At 49.4% G+C, this 17,390-nt stretch carries 15 protein-coding genes; all 15 read left to right on the top strand.

Annotated features, from left to right (window positions below):
- Positions 1–2 precede the first annotated feature (2 nt).
- The 15 genes from DWZ45_RS06920 to infB all read left to right on the top strand — a co-directional run bounded on the left by DWZ45_RS06920 (position 3) and on the right by infB (position 17,382).
- Positions 3–1,016, top strand: coding sequence for a sugar ABC transporter permease YjfF (locus tag DWZ45_RS06920; protein WP_117796234.1), 1,014 nt, complete (start codon positions 3–5; stop codon positions 1,014–1,016).
- Positions 1,017–1,472: 456 nt separating this feature from the next.
- The gene (locus tag DWZ45_RS06915; protein WP_107000589.1) at positions 1,473–2,675 is read left to right on the top strand and encodes a sugar ABC transporter substrate-binding protein; all 1,203 of its coding nucleotides are present in this window, start codon (positions 1,473–1,475) and stop codon (positions 2,673–2,675) included.
- A 137-nt stretch (positions 2,676–2,812) separates the two neighbouring features.
- Positions 2,813–3,784 (top strand): ABC transporter permease, encoded by a 972-nt coding sequence (locus DWZ45_RS06910; protein ID WP_107000588.1) that lies wholly within the window; start codon positions 2,813–2,815, stop codon positions 3,782–3,784.
- 18 nt (positions 3,785–3,802) lie between these two features.
- A complete protein-coding gene (locus DWZ45_RS06905) occupies positions 3,803–5,302 on the top strand; it encodes a sugar ABC transporter ATP-binding protein (RefSeq protein WP_117796233.1) in 1,500 nt (499 codons plus the stop codon).
- A gap of 10 nt (positions 5,303–5,312) precedes the next feature.
- A complete protein-coding gene (locus DWZ45_RS06900) occupies positions 5,313–6,284 on the top strand; it encodes an ABC transporter permease (protein WP_107000586.1) in 972 nt (323 codons plus the stop codon).
- Between the two features lie 32 nt (positions 6,285–6,316).
- A complete protein-coding gene (locus DWZ45_RS06895) occupies positions 6,317–7,429 on the top strand; it encodes a GntR family transcriptional regulator (protein WP_107000585.1) in 1,113 nt (370 codons plus the stop codon).
- Between the two features lie 23 nt (positions 7,430–7,452).
- Positions 7,453–8,892, top strand: a complete 1,440-nt coding sequence (araA, locus tag DWZ45_RS06890) for an L-arabinose isomerase (RefSeq protein WP_118468294.1) — start codon at positions 7,453–7,455, stop codon at positions 8,890–8,892.
- A gap of 161 nt (positions 8,893–9,053) precedes the next feature.
- Complete coding sequence (locus DWZ45_RS06885; RefSeq protein WP_118468292.1) at positions 9,054–10,661, top strand: FGGY-family carbohydrate kinase; 1,608 nt, start codon at positions 9,054–9,056, stop codon at positions 10,659–10,661.
- 3 nt (positions 10,662–10,664) lie between these two features.
- Positions 10,665–11,363, top strand: coding sequence for an L-ribulose-5-phosphate 4-epimerase (locus tag DWZ45_RS06880; RefSeq protein WP_107000582.1), 699 nt, complete (start codon positions 10,665–10,667; stop codon positions 11,361–11,363).
- Positions 11,364–11,510: 147 nt separating this feature from the next.
- Complete coding sequence (fsa, locus tag DWZ45_RS06875; protein WP_107000581.1) at positions 11,511–12,167, top strand: fructose-6-phosphate aldolase; 657 nt, start codon at positions 11,511–11,513, stop codon at positions 12,165–12,167.
- A 135-nt stretch (positions 12,168–12,302) separates the two neighbouring features.
- Positions 12,303–12,770 (top strand): ribosome maturation factor RimP, encoded by a 468-nt coding sequence (rimP, locus tag DWZ45_RS06870; RefSeq protein WP_118468290.1) that lies wholly within the window; start codon positions 12,303–12,305, stop codon positions 12,768–12,770.
- Positions 12,771–12,793: 23 nt separating this feature from the next.
- The gene (gene nusA, locus DWZ45_RS06865; protein ID WP_118468288.1) at positions 12,794–13,984 is read left to right on the top strand and encodes a transcription termination factor NusA; all 1,191 of its coding nucleotides are present in this window, start codon (positions 12,794–12,796) and stop codon (positions 13,982–13,984) included.
- A gap of 105 nt (positions 13,985–14,089) precedes the next feature.
- Positions 14,090–14,365: a YlxR family protein gene (locus tag DWZ45_RS06860; RefSeq protein ID WP_117796229.1), complete on the top strand. Its 276-nt coding sequence runs from the start codon at positions 14,090–14,092 to the stop codon at positions 14,363–14,365.
- Positions 14,352–14,660 (top strand): ribosomal L7Ae/L30e/S12e/Gadd45 family protein, encoded by a 309-nt coding sequence (locus tag DWZ45_RS06855; protein ID WP_107000578.1) that lies wholly within the window; start codon positions 14,352–14,354, stop codon positions 14,658–14,660. The genes DWZ45_RS06860 and DWZ45_RS06855 overlap by 14 nt, the downstream gene beginning before the upstream one ends.
- A gap of 73 nt (positions 14,661–14,733) precedes the next feature.
- Positions 14,734–17,382, top strand: coding sequence for a translation initiation factor IF-2 (gene infB / locus DWZ45_RS06850; RefSeq protein WP_118468286.1), 2,649 nt, complete (start codon positions 14,734–14,736; stop codon positions 17,380–17,382).
- The last annotated feature ends 8 nt before the right edge of the window (positions 17,383–17,390 follow it).

Genomic DNA, 17,390 nt, shown 5'->3' with positions numbered 1-17,390 from the left:
TCATGAAAGAAAAGAAGAAATTAAATCAGAACACGTTCCTGCTTCTTGTCACGATCCTGCTGTTCTTCGTGATGTACGCGATCGGCTGCGTGCTCTTTAATGCACAGGGCTTTGCCAAGACACAGAACTTCTTAAACCTCTTTATTTCCAATGCGGGTCTGATTGTCATCGGTATCGGCATGACGATCGTCATGATCACCGGCGGTATCGATATCAGCGTCGGTTCCTTTGTGGCGATGGGCTGTATGATGTTGGCATGGATGATGGAAAAAGGCGGTATCGGTGCGGTTCCGGCGGTTCTCATCGTGCTGGTGACCGGGATTGTCTTTGGTCTGGTACAGGGATTCCTGGTTGCCTACATGGATATCCAGCCATTCATTGTTACCCTGGCGGGTATGTTCTTTGCCCGCGGCATGACTGCGATCATTTCCAAGGACATGATCAGTATTACGAATGAAACTTTCATGGCATGGGCGAAGATGAAACTTTATATTCCGTTCGGCGGCTATCTCAACAAAAAAGGCATGATGATTTATCCATATATCTATCCGACGGTTGTGATTGCGCTGGTTCTTCTGGTTCTGGCATTTATCATGCTGAAATATACGAAATTTGGACGCAGCATCTATGCGATCGGCGGCAACGAGCAGTCAGCTCTGATGATGGGATTAAATGTGCGCCGGGTAAAACTGAAAGCCTATATCCTGGACGGTTTCCTTTGTGGCGTCGGCAGCGTCCTGTTCTGTCTGAATACGCTGGGCGGCTTCGTTGAGCAGGCAAAGGGCTTCGAGATGGATGCGATAGCTTCCTCTGTTATCGGCGGCACGCTCTTAACCGGCGGCGTCGGTAATGTATTCGGAACCCTGTTTGGCGTCCTTATCAAGGCGACGATCGAGGCATTTATCACTTTCCAGGGAACACTTTCTTCCTGGTGGACCCGTATCACGATCGCGGCGCTTTTATGCTTCTTCATCGTGCTTCAGTCGATCCTTGCGATGGTAAAGAAGAAAAAGTAGAAATTCTCTTCCGGAGACAGACAAACCGGCATGAATGTCTGGTATGACAGCATCAAGATAGAACAGTCAAAATGACGGGAAATATCCATGCAAAGAGAGGGAAGACATCTGAAAAAAGTACAGTACATATCAGAAACAATATAAAGCTGTATTCTTTTGATTCGACATAATTCGAGAGAAAATCAACAAACTTATACATGATGCATAAATATTTAGCGAAAACAGCCGCTTTAATTTATGCATCATTTGTATTTCGGATAAAAGGATGTCAAAATTAGACGTTAAACTTATAACAATATACAAAATAAAATACAACTTTATGAAAAAATGATCTTGTATTTACTTGCGCAATTTGTCCTGGATTGTTATAATAAAATTACAAAAAGTTGTGAAAAGCAACAACGCAGTGCGGCTGGGGTGCCGCTTGCAAAGAAAATTTTATGGGAGGTAGTTAGAATGAAAAAAATGTTCAAACGTGCCGCTGCATCCATGACAGCAGCAGCGATGGCAGTGAGCATGACCGCATGCGGCGGCTCTGGAGCAGCAAATGCGACACAGGCAGCAGATGCTTCTGCAGCAGAAGGAAGCGAGGCAGCAGCTTCGACGATCGACAACAAAGACATCAAGATCGGTGTTTCCATCTGGTCCTCCACCGATGTACTTGGTTCCCAGTGTAAGCTGATCATCGACGAGGCAGCAAAGGCTCTGGGCGTTCAGGTTCAGTATGTTGACCAGGGTCATGTGTCGGAGAAGGTTACTGCATCCGTAGAGCAGTTAGCAGCAGCAGGATGCCAGGGTATCATCATCTGCAACTCTTCTGATACAGAGATGACATCCGCTATTAAGACATGTAATGACAATAAAGTATATCTGGCACAGTTCTTCCGTGTTATCAGCCAGGAGAACAGCAAGGATATCTATGATTTAGCAACCGCATCACCATACTACATCGGCGCTGTTCATGAGAACGAGCCGGAGAACGGTGAAAAATTAGTTCAGATTCTTCTGGACAAGGGCGACAGAAACATCGGTCTGATCGGCTGGGAGCAGGGCGACGCTACCTGGCTTGGCAGATGGGAAGGCTACAAAGCTGGTGTTGAGAAATGGAACGCAGAGCATCCGGATGATCAGGCAAAACTGTCTGAGCCGCAGTACGCAGGTACTTCTTCTGAGGGTGGTTCCAAGGCAGCAGAGGCTCTGATGTCCGCAGATCCGACTCTGGATGCACTGATTCCGGCAGGCGGCGGCGGTGACCCGCTTCAGGGCGCTATCGCAGCAGTTGAGCGTGCAGGCAAGACTCAGGATATCGACATCGTTTCCACGGACTTCCTTCCGGATCTGGGCGAGAGACTTGAAAATGGTTCTATGGCCGGTGAGTCCGGTGGACATTACTGCGATCCGCTTATCGCTTTCATGATGGTTTACAACGCAATCAAGGGCAACTACACAGGTATCGAGGGTAACTTCGAGGATGTTCCGTTCCCGTATCTGTATGTATCTTCTCCGGACGACTACAAAGCATATGAGCAGTACTTCGTAGATCAGCTTCCATACACCGATGAGGAACTGGTAGCTATGTCCGAGCTTAGCCTGGATGACCTGAAAGCAACTGCAGCTGGTATCTCCATCGAGGATGCTGCACAGAGAGCAGGCAACTAATTAGTTCAGAAACTGATTCAAATTATAGAATTTTAAGAGGCTGAATGTAATAGAAAAGGCCGGTATCGCACGGCGCGATGCCGGTCTTTTCTTTAAAAGAAAAAAGAAACTGAGCAGTTATGAATGAGGTATAAAATATGGGTTCTTCTGTTGTTGAAACAACCGGAAAGAAAAAACTTTCGGGAACTGCCAAGGGTTATATCATCCTGGTGGGTTTGGTAGTGCTTTCCTGGGCGATTTTTAAAGCTCTGACGCCGGGCAATTTTGGTTCTCCGGCCAATATGCTGAGTTATTTTCAGGCCAGCCTGATCGCGACGGTTGGCGCTGTTGGTTTTTACTTTGTTATGGTTATGGGTATGTTCGATTTCTCCATCGGCGCGAACATCATGCTTTCAGCGATTGTAGGCTGTGTATTTGCCTCTCGTTTCGGCATGGGATATGCCGGTCTTATCATCGGCAGCGTGCTGACTGGTACGATTGTCGGACTTTTAAACGGTGTTTTTTATGTAAAACTCCGTATCCCGTCCATGATTGTAACGACGGGTCTGGCTCTTATCTATGAGTCGGTTGCCAACTACATCGCAGGCGGCGTGGAGCAGACGCTTCCGTCCAACCTCCGTGCATTCGGACAGATGCCGTGGAACATTATTCTGGCACTTCTGGCATGTGTGGCAGCTTACATTTTCTTAAATTATACAAAGATTGGTACTTATACATATGCGATCGGCAGCAACGAGTTCGTAGCGAAAAACATGGGTATCAATGTCAATAAGTACAAAGTGCTTGCATTTATTTTGAGCGGCGCATTTTTAGGTGTTATGGCTATCTTGACGATCAGCTATGGTTCCTCTATGGTAGCGGTAACCGGTATGGCGTCGATGAGCCGTAACTTCGTTCCGACGATGGGATGCTTCTTCGGTCTGGCATTTAAGAAATATGGTATGCCGCTGCAGGCGATTGTCATCGGAGAGTTCGTTATCAACATTATTTTCTTTGGTTTCATCGCGATGGGCGCACCGACAGCAATTCAGGACGTTATCACAGGTCTGGCACTGTTAATCATAATCACGCTGACCACAAAAGCGGAAAAAGGCGAGATTGTCAAGTAAATCGAGGGAGGAAATGCAATGAGCGAGGTAAGATTACAGGTAAAAAATCTTTGCAAGTCCTTCGGTATCACGAAGGCAGTTCAGAATGTGTCTTTCAATGTCAATAAAGGCGAGGTTCACGCGCTGATCGGAGAGAATGGTTCCGGTAAATCGACGCTGACCAACATGCTGACCGGCATCTACAGTATCGGAAGCGGTACCTTCATTCTGGATGGGAAAGAGATTCATCCGAAGAATCAGGTGGAAGCCAACAACGAGGGTGTTTCTATCATCGTACAGGAGTTAGGAACCTTGTCAGGACTTACAGTAGCGGAAAATATATTCCTGGGACACGAAGATCAGTTCGTACATATGGGAATTAAAAATACAAATGCCATGAATAAAAAGGCGACGGAGCTTCTGAAACAGTACGGCTTCGAGCGTATCAAGGCGGCAGACATTATCGACAACTACAATTTCGAGGACCGGAAACTGGTCGAGATCGTAAAGGCGACCTACTTCAATCCGAAGATTGTTGTCATTGATGAGACGACCACGGCACTTTCCCAGGAAGGTCGTGAAGAACTTTACAAACACATGAACCGCATCCGTGAGAGCGGCAACACAGTCATCTTTATCTCCCATGACCTTCCGGAGATTCTGGATAAATCCGATACCATCACAATCCTGCGGGATGGTGTTTATATCGACACTGTAAAGAGCAAGGATGTGACCGAGGACGATCTGAAACGTCTGATGGTAGGCCGTGAAGTGACCGGTGATTATTACCGTGCAGACTACGGCGAGAAGGTATCGGATGAAGTGGTTCTTTCAGTGAAAAATGTGACGGTTCCGGGACTGATTGAGGATGTGTCTTTTGACCTTCACAAGGGCGAGATCCTTGGCTTTGGCGGTCTGTCTGAGTCCGGTATGCATGAGATCGGCAAAGCAATCTTCGGCGCATCCTATGACAGAACCGGTACGGTAGAGCTGGCAGACGGAACGCAGATCAACGATATCCCGAGCGCGATCAAGCACAGCATCGCGTATACATCGAAGGATCGTGATAATGAGTCGGTCGTTTTAAACCAGAGCATTGGCGACAACATCTGCCTGCCGTCCCTGGATTCGCTGGCAAACAAGATTCACCTGTTGAGCGATAAGAAATTAAGAGAATTTTCCAACCAGTTTGCAAAACAGATGTCCGTTAAGATGGTAAACGTAAACCAGTTCGTTTCGGAGCTTTCTGGTGGTAATAAGCAGAAGGTCGTTCTGGCAAGATGGATTGGAAAAGATTCCGATATTGTCGTTCTCGACAGTCCGACCCGTGGTATTGATATCAAGGTTAAACAGGACATTTACCAGTTAATGAACCAGATGAGAAAGAACGGAAAATCGATTATCATGATTTCCGAGGAGCTGATGGAGCTGATTGGTATGTGCGACCGCATCATTATCATGAAGGACGGCAAGATCAGCGGTGAGCTGGAACGTGATGAGGCGATGGATGAGAACAGCCTGATCACGATGATGGTATAAGGAGGATGCAATGGAGAATCAAGTTAAGACAAGTACGGAAAATAAAGAGCAGCAGCTCAAAAAGTTATCAAAAATGACGATGATCCGTTCGCTTCTGCCGATTGCGGGACTGATTATTATCTTTCTTATGTTCAATGCCCTGACGAATTTCCGGATGATGAATAACCTTCCTCTGGTACTTTCCCAGGTGTATGTCACTATGATTTCGGCAACCGGCGTATTCTTTATCATGACGATGGGCGGTCTGGATTTCTCCCAGGGTTCCATCCTTGGTATTGCATCGATTGTTGTCTGCATGGTTTCCAAGACCAGCATTCCACTGGCGATTGTGGCAGGTATCGCGGTTGGTGCAGCGATCGGTGCCATCAACGGTTACTTCTATGTATACCGCAAGATTAAATCCTTCATCGTTACGATTTGTACGATGTTCTTATTCCGTGGATTTATCAAATATCTGACGACCAACGCGCCGGTAGCCGGCTCTGCGATGTTAATCAACTTCGACAGCACTGAATTAAAGCTGGCTTGTACGTTGGTGGTCCTGATTATCGGATTTATTTTATTCCGCTTTACCAAGTTTGGTACTTATTTAAAGGCGATCGGAGCAGGTGAGAAAGCAGCGATGTTCTCCGGCATCCGTACCGACCGCATGAAGTTCCTTATCTACACACTGGCAGGTGCGATCACAGGATTTGCCGCATTTATCAATGTTATCAAGGTTGGTTCGGTTACTTCTTCCGGTGGTAACCAGCTTGAGACCCAGATCCTGATTGCACTGGTACTGGGCGGTATGCCGATTTCCGGTGGTGCGAAGGTACGTTTTGAGAATATCATCGTTGGTTCTCTTCTGTACATCGTCCTGAACAGTGGTCTGACGATGATGGGCTTTACCACACAGATGATGCAGCTCATCCAGGGTGTTGTATTCCTGATATTCGTAGCTGTATTCGCAGACCGTCAGTCTCTGCAGGTTATCAAATAGGACAGACAAAAGCGACATCTGGAGGTTACAGTATGAGGGAGAACAGCAGCCGGAATCAGGGTGGACTTAAATATCAGAAGCTCTACAACTGGGGTCGGACGCTGATTATGAGCGGGGTGCTCCGGAATATGGACAAGTTTCCATCCGAGCATATGCTCCAGAATAAATTTGGATACTCCCGCCAGACGGTCCGCAACGCGCTCGACCGCCTGGAGCAGGACGGGCTGATTGCCCGGGTCAAGGGAAGCGGCACATACGTTTCCTATGCGCCGGAGAAGGATAAGGAAGAACGTCCCCGCATCGGACTGATTCTCAGTTATTTTTCAGATTACCTGTTTCCGCAGGTGTACGAGGGAATCGAGTCCGTCCTGCGGGAGGAAGGTTATGAGATCAGCGTTTCGGTCACGCGTAACCGCTTAAATGATGAGGCCCTGTATCTCAAGGGGATGCTGGGGCGCAATGTGTCCGGACTCATCATCGAGGGGACGCGTTCCAGTTTCCCGAATCCGAATCTGCGGCTTTACAAGGAGATACGGCGGAGAAATATTCCGACGCTGTTTATTCACAATCATTACCAGAATGAGACGTTTGACAGCGTGGAGATGTCGGATGCGCGCGCGGGCTATGAGTTGACGCGGATTTTGATACAGAACGGACATACCCGGATCGGCGGTATTTTCAAATACGATGACTGGCAGGGGATCGAGCGTTACCGCGGCTTTATCGAGTGCCTGTCGGATTTCGGGATCGATTTCCAGGAGGACTGGATCCGCTGGTATTCGACCCGGGATATGGAAGAAAAATTAAGCAAAAAAGGACTCCAGCGGATGTACCGCCGGACGAAGGACTGTACCGCGATGATCCTCTACAACGACGAGGTAGCGGGCAGCTATATGGATTTTTTAAAGGACCGCGGACTGCGCGTGCCGGAAGATATTTCCCTGGTATCGTTTGATGATGCCGGACCGGTGCAGGAGGGGGATCTCACGATCTTGTCCGTGATTCATCCCAAGTACAATCTTGGGCGGCTGACAGCGCGCAATCTTCTGCGGATGATAGAGGATTCGGATTGGCAGGAAAAGAAGTATTCGTACCGGTTTCCGGTGATGTTTAACAACGGAAATTCGGTTCGGGATATACATTGAAAATGACAAGGAGGCAGATTAAAATGAAAAAGTTATACTTTATTGTGGGTTCCCAGGACTTATACGGAGAGGAATGCCTGAAACAGGTTGCAGAAGACAGCCGTCAGATGGTTGCATTCTTAAACGAAAAAGTGGGCGATCTGGCAGAGATCGAACTTCTTCCAACCGTAGAGACTTCTGAAATCTGTATTCAGGATATGCGGAAAGCTTCCAATGATGATGACTGTGTCGGCGTTATCACATGGATGCACACCTTCTCCCCTGCAAAAATGTGGATCAAGGGTCTGCAGGAATTAAGAAAACCGCTGCTTCATTTACATACACAGGCAAATGAGAAGCTTCCGTATGATGAGATCGACATGGATTTCATGAACCTGAATCAGTCCGCACATGGCGACCGTGAGTACGGCTTCATCGTTGCCAGAATGGGTATTCCGCATGAGGTTGTAGCTGGATATTACAAACATGATGATGTGGTAGCAAAGATCCGCCAGTTTGCATCCGTTGCAAAGGCTATCTCCTACTCTAAGTCCTTAAAGGTAGCTTCCTTCGGCAACAACATGCGCGAGGTGGCGGTTACCGACGGCGACCGCGTAGAGAGCCAGATCAAATACGGCTGGGAGTGCAACTACTATGCACTGGGCGATCTGGTTGACATCATCAACCAGGTAACCGAGGAAGAGATCGACGCGAAGATGAAAGAGTATACCGATAAGTATACAATGAAGACCGACCGCATTGATTCTGTCCGCGAGCAGGCTAAATACGAAGTGGGTCTGGAGAAATTCCTCTCCACGAACGGAATCGGTGCATTCGCAGACACCTTCCAGGATCTGCACGGCTTAAAGCAGCTTCCGGGTATCGCAGCACAGAACCTGATGGGCAAAGGCATCGGCTTTGGTCCGGAGGGTGATTACAAGATTTCCGCTCTGTCTGCAGTCCTGATGAAGATGTCCGAGGGCAAAGAGGGCGCAACCGGCTTTATCGAGGATTACACCTACGATCTGACTCCGGGACAGGAGTTAGAGTTAGCTTCCCATATGCTGGAGGTTCCGCCGGCATTTGCAGCAACCAAACCGGAGATCGATGTAATTCCGCTGGGGATCGGCGGCAAGGAAGACCCGGCAAGACTGATTTTCGACGGCGTGACCGGCGATGGTATCCAGGTAACGATGGTAGATATGGGCGATCATTTCCGCATCATCTGTGCAGATATCGAGCTTGTAAAACAGCCGAAACCGATGCCAAAACTTCCGGTAGCGAGAATTATGTACCGTCATAAACCGAACTTCCAGATCGGTACGGCTGCATGGTGCTACGCAGGCGGCGCTCATCACTCCGTTGTATCTACCGCTCTGACGAGAGATGACATCGCTATGTTCGCGCGTCTGACCGGTACCGAGTTAATTACAATCGGCGAAGATACGACAGAGGCTGATTTACAGAAATTCTTTATGAAATAATAGGGCGTTTGAAAGATAAAAATTTTTAAAAAAGACGTAACTGCATAAGTTTTTGCCACAACTGTGAAAATAGAATAGTTATGAATGACGGGGCGTGCCGCAGCCAAGGGGATGAAAATTCCGGCGGCGGTGCGCTTTTTGCTACAATGAGGAGGATGGATATGGCCCGCAGTGCGGAAGAGATCAAGAAAGACATAGAGAGTGGAAATACAGCGCTCGGAATTGAATTTGGTTCGACCCGAATCAAGGCAGTATTGACGGACGGCACGACCGCGCCGATCGCGCAGGGGAGCTATGAGTGGGAAAATCGTCTGGAAAATGGTATCTGGACCTATTCCCTGGAAGATATCTGGAAGGGCTTAAAGGACTGCTATGCGGATCTGGCTGCCGATGTGAAGAACCAATACGGTTTAACGCTTAAAAGGGTTGGTGCGATGGGCGTCAGCGCTATGATGCACGGCTATATGGCGTTTGATGCGGACGGAAAGCTGCTCGTTCCGTTCCGTACCTGGAGAAATACGATGACCGCCGAGGCAGCAAGACGCCTGACAGACCTGTTTAACTACAATATCCCGCAGAGATGGAGTATTGCACACCTGTATCAGGCAGTGATCAACGGCGAGGAGCACGTATCCCACGTGCATTTTCTGACCACTTTAGCCGGATATGTACATTGGAAACTGACTGGCAAGCAGGTACTTGGCGTCGGCGATGCTTCGGGTATGTTCCCGATCGACCCGGCAACCGGACAGTATGATGCTGAAATGCTGGATAAATTCGAAGAAATAATGGTTCCGAAGGGATATCCGTGGAAGCTGCGCGACCTTCTGCCGGAGGTTCTGAGCGCTGGCGATGAGGCGGGAACGCTGACTGAGGAAGGCGCGAAGCTGCTGGATGAGAGCGGCAATCTGGAAGCTGGCATTCCGCTGTGCCCGCCGGAGGGCGATGCAGGAACCGGTATGACTGCAACCAATAGTGTGGCGGTCCGCACCGGTAACGTATCTGCCGGAACCTCCGTATTTGCAATGGTTGTTCTGGAAAAGACTCTGGAGACGGTTCACCAGGAGATTGACATGGTAACTACGCCGGACGGTCATCTGGTCGGCATGGTCCACTGCAACAACTGTACCTCCGATCTGAATGCCTGGGTAGGTCTGTTTGAAGAGTTCTATGAGCTGATGGGTCAGAAAACAGACCGCAACACCCTGTTTGGAACCCTGTACCGCAAGGCGCTTGAGGGCGATGAAGACTGCGGAGGACTGATGTCCTACTGCTACCTTTCCGGCGAGCCGATCACCGACTTCGAGGAGGGACGCCCGCTGTTTATGCGCCGTCCCGACAGCAAGCTGGGACTGGCAAATTTCATGCGTACCCATTTATATAGTTCCCTGGCAACCCTGAAATATGGTCTGGACATTCTGTTCAAGGAAGAGCACGTGACACTGGATAAACTGATGGGTCATGGCGGATTCTTCAAGACCAAGGGTGTTGGACAGCGTATCATGGCGGCAGCTGCTGATGTGCCGGTATCCGTTATGGAGACAGCTGGTGAGGGCGGTGCCTGGGGTATCGCGGTTCTGGCGGCATACCGCAAGGATAAGAAGCCGGGACAGAGCTTGTCCGATTACTTAAATGAGCAGGTATTTGCAGATGCAAAGGCGGAGACGATGGAGCCGGATGCAAAGGATGTCGAGGGCTTCAATGCGTTTATGACAAGCTATATCAATGGTCTGGCTGCCGAGAGAGGCGCCGTAGAAGGAAGGTTTTAATCGATGCTGGAAGAATTAAAAAAAGAAGTATACGAAGCCAATATGCTGCTTCCGAAATACGGTCTGGTTACCTTTACCTGGGGCAATGTTTCCGGGATTGACCGTGAGAAGGGGCTGTTTGTCATCAAACCGTCTGGCGTGGACTATGACAAACTGACGCCAGATGATATGGTTGTCATGGATCTGGAAGGAAACCGCGTTGAGGGAACGCTGAATCCGTCCTCTGATACAAAAACTCACCTGATTCTTTATAACCGTTTTCCGAAGATCGGCGGCGTGGTTCACACGCACAGCCCGTGGGCGACTTCCTGGGCGCAGGCGGGACGCGACATTCCGTGCTACGGAACGACCCATGCAGATTATATCTACGGTTCCGTTCCATGCGCGAGAAACTTAAATGAGGAAGAATTAAAGAATTATGAGTGGAACACAGGCGTGCTGATCGCAGATTTGTTTGAGGAGAGGAAGCTCGACCCGATGGCGGTGCCATGTGTGCTCTGCAAGAACCATGGACCGTTTACTTGGGGCAAGGATGCCCATGAGGCGGTTCACAACGCGGTTGTACTCGAGGAGGTTGCCAAGATGGCGGCGCGCTGCGAGATGATCAATCCGGATGTGAAGGAAGCGCCGCAGTGCCTGCAGGATAAACATTATCTGCGCAAGCATGGCCCCGGGGCGTATTACGGACAAGGGAATTTGTAGTTACTGGGCACGTATGCGTGAACAGTAACAATTTGTAAAATATAGATTCAAGTATGGAAATAGATGGGACAAGTATGGTATACTTATGTATAGCAGATATAGGAGATACTGGCTATCTATCTTATAAAAATTAGGAGGATATGGGAAATGAAATTTTTTATTGATACCGCGAATGTTGATGAGATCCGTGAAGCGAATGATATGGGTATTATCTGTGGCGTTACCACAAACCCGTCTCTGATTGCAAAAGAAGGCCGTGATTTTAATGAGGTTATCAAAGAGATCACCAGCATTGTAGACGGACCGATTTCCGGTGAGGTTAAGGCTACGACTGTGAAGGCAGAGGATATGATCGCTGAGGGCCGTGAGATCGCTAAGATTCATCCGAACATGGTTGTTAAAATCCCGATGACTACCGAGGGCTTAAAGGCTGTGAAAGCTCTGTCCGCTGAGGGCATCAAGACCAACGTAACCCTGATCTTTTCTGCCAACCAGGCACTTCTGGCTGCAAGAGCAGGCGCTACATACGTTTCTCCGTTCTTAGGCCGTCTGGATGACATCTCCACCAACGGTACAGACCTGATTTACGATATCGTAGAGATCTTTGACAATTATCCGGAGATTTCCACCGAGATTATCTGTGCTTCCACCAGACATCCGATGCACATCATCGAGTGCGCGAAGGCTGGTGCTGACATCGCAACTGTTCCGTTCAAGGTTCTGATGCAGATGGTAAAACACCCGCTGACCGATGCTGGTATCGAGAAATTCAAAGCAGATTATGAGGCTGTATTCGGTAAATAAAGAGAAACAATAGGAAATACCTCTTGAACTTCCGAAAAAAGCATGTTATACTAGGTACGATAACATAATAGACTGACTGGAAAGAGTGGACAAAAAAGTCCACTCTTTCTAATTTCATAGAAAGGTGGTGGGGGTGTGGCAAAGGGAGAGCAGTACGAAGCACGGGTAGAGGCGTGGATCACGCCGGTTCTGGAGCAGCATCAGTTTGAGCTGGTTGATGTGGAGTATGTCCGCGAGGTCGGCGTCTGGTATCTGCGGTGCTACATTGACAAAGAGGGCGGTATTACCGTTGATGACTGCGAGGTAATCAGCCGTCTGCTTGGTGAATGGCTGGATAAGGAAGATTTCATCGAGGACAGCTATATACTGGAGGTGAGTTCTCCGGGACTGGGACGTCCTCTGAAGAAAGAGAAAGATTTTGCAAGAAGCATCGGCAAAGATGTGGAGATCCGCCTGTATAAAGCGATCGACAAACAGAAGGAATTTACAGGAACGCTTACGTCCTATGACGCAGATTCTGTGACAATCACGATGGAGGACGGCAGCGAGCGTACATTTGAAAAATCAGAGATTGCTTTGATTCGTTTAGCCTTTGATTTTTAGACGGTAGGAGGAGATAAAATAAAATGAATAAAGAGTTGATTGAGGCAATAAATCTGCTGGAAAAAGAAAACAATATCAGCAAAGATGTTCTTTTAGAAGCAATTGAAAATTCTCTGCTGACAGCATACAAAAACAATTATGGCCGGGCAGATAATGTCAAGGTAAACATCAACCGTGAAACAGGAGATTTTTCCATCGTGGCAGAGCGTGAGGTTGTGGAGACCGTAGAGGATCCGATGACCCAGGTAAGCCTGGCAGAGGCAAAGCTCTTAAACAGCAAGTATGAGCTGGGCGACATCGTTCAGTTCTCTGTCAATTCCAAGGAGTTTGGACGTATCGCCGTTCAGAACGCGAAGAATGTTATCTTACAGAAGCTTCGTGAGGCAGAGCGCAACGCCCTGTATGAGGAGTGGCACTGCAGAGAAAAAGATATCGTAACGGGTATCGTACAGCGCTATGTAGGACGCAACATCAGCATCAACTTAGGCAAGATCGACACGATCTTGAACGAGAGTGAGCAGGTAAAGGGCGAGGTATTCAAACCGACCGAGCGTATCAAACTGTATGTCATCGAAGTAAAAGAGACACAGCGCGACCCGCGTATTACCGTATCCAGAAGCCATCCAGATCTGGTAAAACGCCTTTTTGAGTCTGAGGTTGCCGAGGTCCGAGACGGTACCGTAGAGATCAAGGCGATCGCACGTGAGGCAGGTTCCCGTACGAAGATGGCAGTCAGCTCCAACGACCCGAACGTCGATCCGGTCGGTGCATGTGTCGGCTTAAACGGCGCGCGTGTCAGCGCGGTTGTCAATGAGCTGCGCGGTGAGAAGATCGATATCATCAACTGGGATGACAACCCTGCATTCCTGATTGAGAACGCGTTAAGCCCGGCAAAGGTTATCCTGGTTGCAGCAGATGAGGAAGCACGCGAGGCACAGGTGATCGTTCCGGATTACCAGCTTTCCCTGGCAATCGGTAAAGAGGGTCAGAATGCACGCCTGGCAGCCCGCCTGACCGGCTTCAAGATCGATATCAAGAGCGAGACACAGGCAAGAGAGTCCGGTCTTTTAGATGAGCTTGAGAGCGGTTATGAGGAAGGCTTCGAGGGCTACACCGATGACCCGCTGATCAGCGTGGCAGAGGAAGACGCAGCCGAGGCAGCAGAAAATGAGGCGGCTGAGGGCACAGAAGAGCCGGCAGCGGAGCAGGAATAATCCTGACAGATAATGTGCGGGGATGCTGATTTCGGGCGGAACGAGCAGATTTGGCAGAAAGAAAGCAGCAGAACCGGGATTTGACAGAAATGGAAGTGATAGACAGTGGGAGCAAAGAAAGTGCCGCTCAGACAGTGCATCGGATGCGGAGAAATGAAGAGCAAAAAAGAAATGATCCGCGTTTTAAAGACAGCCGACGATACGATCGAGATTGACGCGACAGGCCGTAGGAATGGACGCGGCGCCTACCTCTGTCCTTCGATGGACTGCTGGAAAAAGGCGGTAAAGAGCAAAGGACTGGAGCGGTCGCTCAAGATGGCGATTCCGAAGGAAGTCTATGAGGCGCTGGAAAAGGAGATGGAGCAGTTTGGAGAATCGTAAAAAGGTGCTGAATCTTCTGGGACTGGCGACGCGCGCCGGTAAGACGGCAAGCGGCGAGTTCATGACCGAGAAAGCGATCAAGAGTGGAAAAGCGTATCTGGTGATCGTGTCAGAAGAAGCGTCGGATAATACAAAAAAGATGTTTGAAAATTCATGTGCATACTACAAGGTTCCCGTGTACCAGTTCGGCATGAAAGAAGAGCTGGGACACGCGATGGGAAAAGAGATGAGAGCGTCTCTGGCCGTTTTGGATTCCGGTTTTGCAAAGGCGTTAAGAGAGAAGTTAGATGATTAACGCTTTTCTGGGCAGGCTCTTTTAGGAGCTTATGCAGAACGGGAAGGCAGTGCCGGAACGGAGGTAGCAAAACATGAGGGTTAATGAGTTGTCAAAACAGATTGGCAAATCAAATAAAGAAGTTTTAGAGATACTGCAGAAAAATCATTTTGACGTAAAAAGCCATTCTTCCAAGGTGACGGAGGAACAGGCAGAAGCAGTCAGATATTTCCTTGCAGGAGCAAAGAGACAGACGACAGCGTCAAAGACAGATACAGGAAAGGCGGAAACAAATCGAGTGGAAGATATAAAGAAAGAGCCGTTAGAGGCAGAGAAGAAAGAGGCGGAGAAGACAACTGAGCCGCCGAAAAAGCGGATTGCAGCGGTTTATCGTCCGCAGAACAGCGTACAGAGAGGAAGCCGTCCGGCAGGCAAGGCCAATACAGGAAACGCAGCCAAGACCGGCGCGCCGGCAAGCCGTCCGGCAGCAGCAAGTGCAGAGCAGACCGCAGAGCCGGCTAAGAGCGCAGCTCCAGCGGAGAACCGTGATGGACAGAGAAGTGGCTATCAGGGAAACCGCGACGGACAGAGAAACGGCGGCTATCAGGGAAACCGTGACGGACAGAGAAGCGGCTATCAGGGAAACCGCGATGGACAGAGAAGCGGCGGCTATCAGGGAAACCGCGATGGACAGAGAAGCGGCGGCTATCAGGGCGGCCGTGACGGACAGAGAAGCGGCGGCTATCAGGGCGGCCGTGATGGTCAGAGAGGCGGACGCGATGGACGCGGCGGTTTAAATATTCCGAAGCCATCCTTCGACAGCCCGGTTGTACAGAAACCGCAGAACAACAAGCAGAATAAGAATAATTACAAGAACGATAAATATAGCAAGATCGACCATGAGGAAGAGATGCACTCCAAGGGAAGAGGCGGAAAGAACGTAAAGAGCGCTGTTCAGCCGCCGCAGAAGAAGGAGGCAAAGGTTGAGGAGATCAAGACAATCACGATCCCGGAGGTAATCACCATCAAGGATCTCGCAGACAAGATGAAACTTCAGCCGTCTGTGATTGTAAAGAAGCTCTTTTTACAGGGCAAGGTTGTCACCATTAATCAGGAAGTAGATTACGAGCAGGCAGAAGAGATCGCGATGGAGTTTGACGTACTCTGTGAGAAAGAGGTCAAGGTTGACGTCATCGAGGAACTTCTGAAAGAGGAAGAAGAGGATGAGAAGGACATGGTAACCCGTCCGCCGGTTGTATGCGTTATGGGCCATGTCGATCATGGTAAAACCTCCCTTCTGGATGCAATCCGCCAGACCAATGTAACTGCAAAAGAGGCAGGCGGTATCACCCAGCACATCGGTGCGTACATGGTAGAGATCAACGGACAGAAGATCACATTCCTCGATACGCCGGGACATGAGGCATTTACCGCAATGCGTATGCGTGGTGCAAAATCCACTGATATTGCAATCCTCGTTGTTGCAGCAGATGACGGTGTTATGCCGCAGACCATCGAGGCGATCAACCATGCGAAGGCAGCAGGTGTTGAGATCATCGTAGCGATCAACAAGATCGATAAGCCGAGTGCCAATATCGAGAAGGTAAAACAGGAGCTTATCGAGTACGAACTGGTTCCGGAGGACTGGGGCGGCAGCACCATCTTCGTTCCGGTATCTGCACATACCAAGGAAGGTATCAAGGAACTGCTTGAGATGATCCTTCTGACCGCAGAGGTCAAAGAGTTAAAGGCAAACCCGAACCGTAATGCGAGAGGTCTTGTCATCGAGGCGGAGCTGGATAAGGGTAAAGGTCCGGTTGCGACCGTCCTGGTACAGAAAGGTACCCTGCATGTCGGTGATCCGATCGCGGCAGGTGCCTGCTACGGTCGTGTCCGTGCGATGATGGACGATAAAGGACGCCGCGTCAAAGAGGCTGGTCCGTCCACTCCGGTTGAGATTCTGGGTCTTAATGACGTGCCGAACGCCGGCGAGGTATTTGTACAGCCGGAGAACGAGAAAGAGGCAAGAAGCTTTGCAGAAACCTTTATCTCTGAGAGCAAGAATAAGTTAATTGAAGATACAAAGATGAAGCTTTCCCTGGACGATCTGTTCTCCCAGATCAAGGCAGGAAATGTAAAGGAACTTCCACTGATCGTCAAGGCAGACGTACAGGGTTCTGTCGAGGCAGTAAAACAGAGCCTGATGAAGCTGTCCAACGAGGAAGTCGTAGTCAAGGTCATCCACGGCGGTGTTGGTGCGATCAACGAGTCCGACGTCAGTCTGGCAGCCGCATCCAACGCGATCATTATTGGTTTCAATGTGCGCCCGGACGCAACCGCGAAGTCCATCGCAGAGCGTGAGAAAGTAGACGTTCGTCTCTACCGCGTCATCTATCAGGCAATCGAGGATGTCGAGGCAGCGATGAAGGGTATGCTTGACCCGATTTACGAGGAGCAGGTAATCGGTCACGCCGTTGTACGTCAGACCTTCAAGGCTTCCGGCGTTGGTACTATCGCTGGTTCCTACGTCCTGGATGGTAAATTCCAGAGAGGCTGCAAGGCACGTATTACCCGTGACGGCGAGCAGATCTTCGATGGTCCGCTGGCATCCTTAAAGCGTTTCAAGGACGACGTGAAGGAAGTTGCTTCCGGATACGAGTGTGGTCTTGTATTTGAGAAGTTCAACGATCTGCAGGAAGACGATATGATCGAAGCATATGCGATGGTAGAGGTTCCGCGCTAGAAAGGCAG

The sequence above is a fragment of the Clostridium sp. AF32-7AC genome (genome assembly GCF_003477925.1).
Taxonomy (GTDB): Bacteria; Bacillota; Clostridia; order Lachnospirales; family Lachnospiraceae; genus Otoolea; species Otoolea fessa.
The sequence above is the reverse complement of the archived record's forward strand: the minus strand, read 5'-3'. Positions and strand labels throughout refer to the sequence as shown.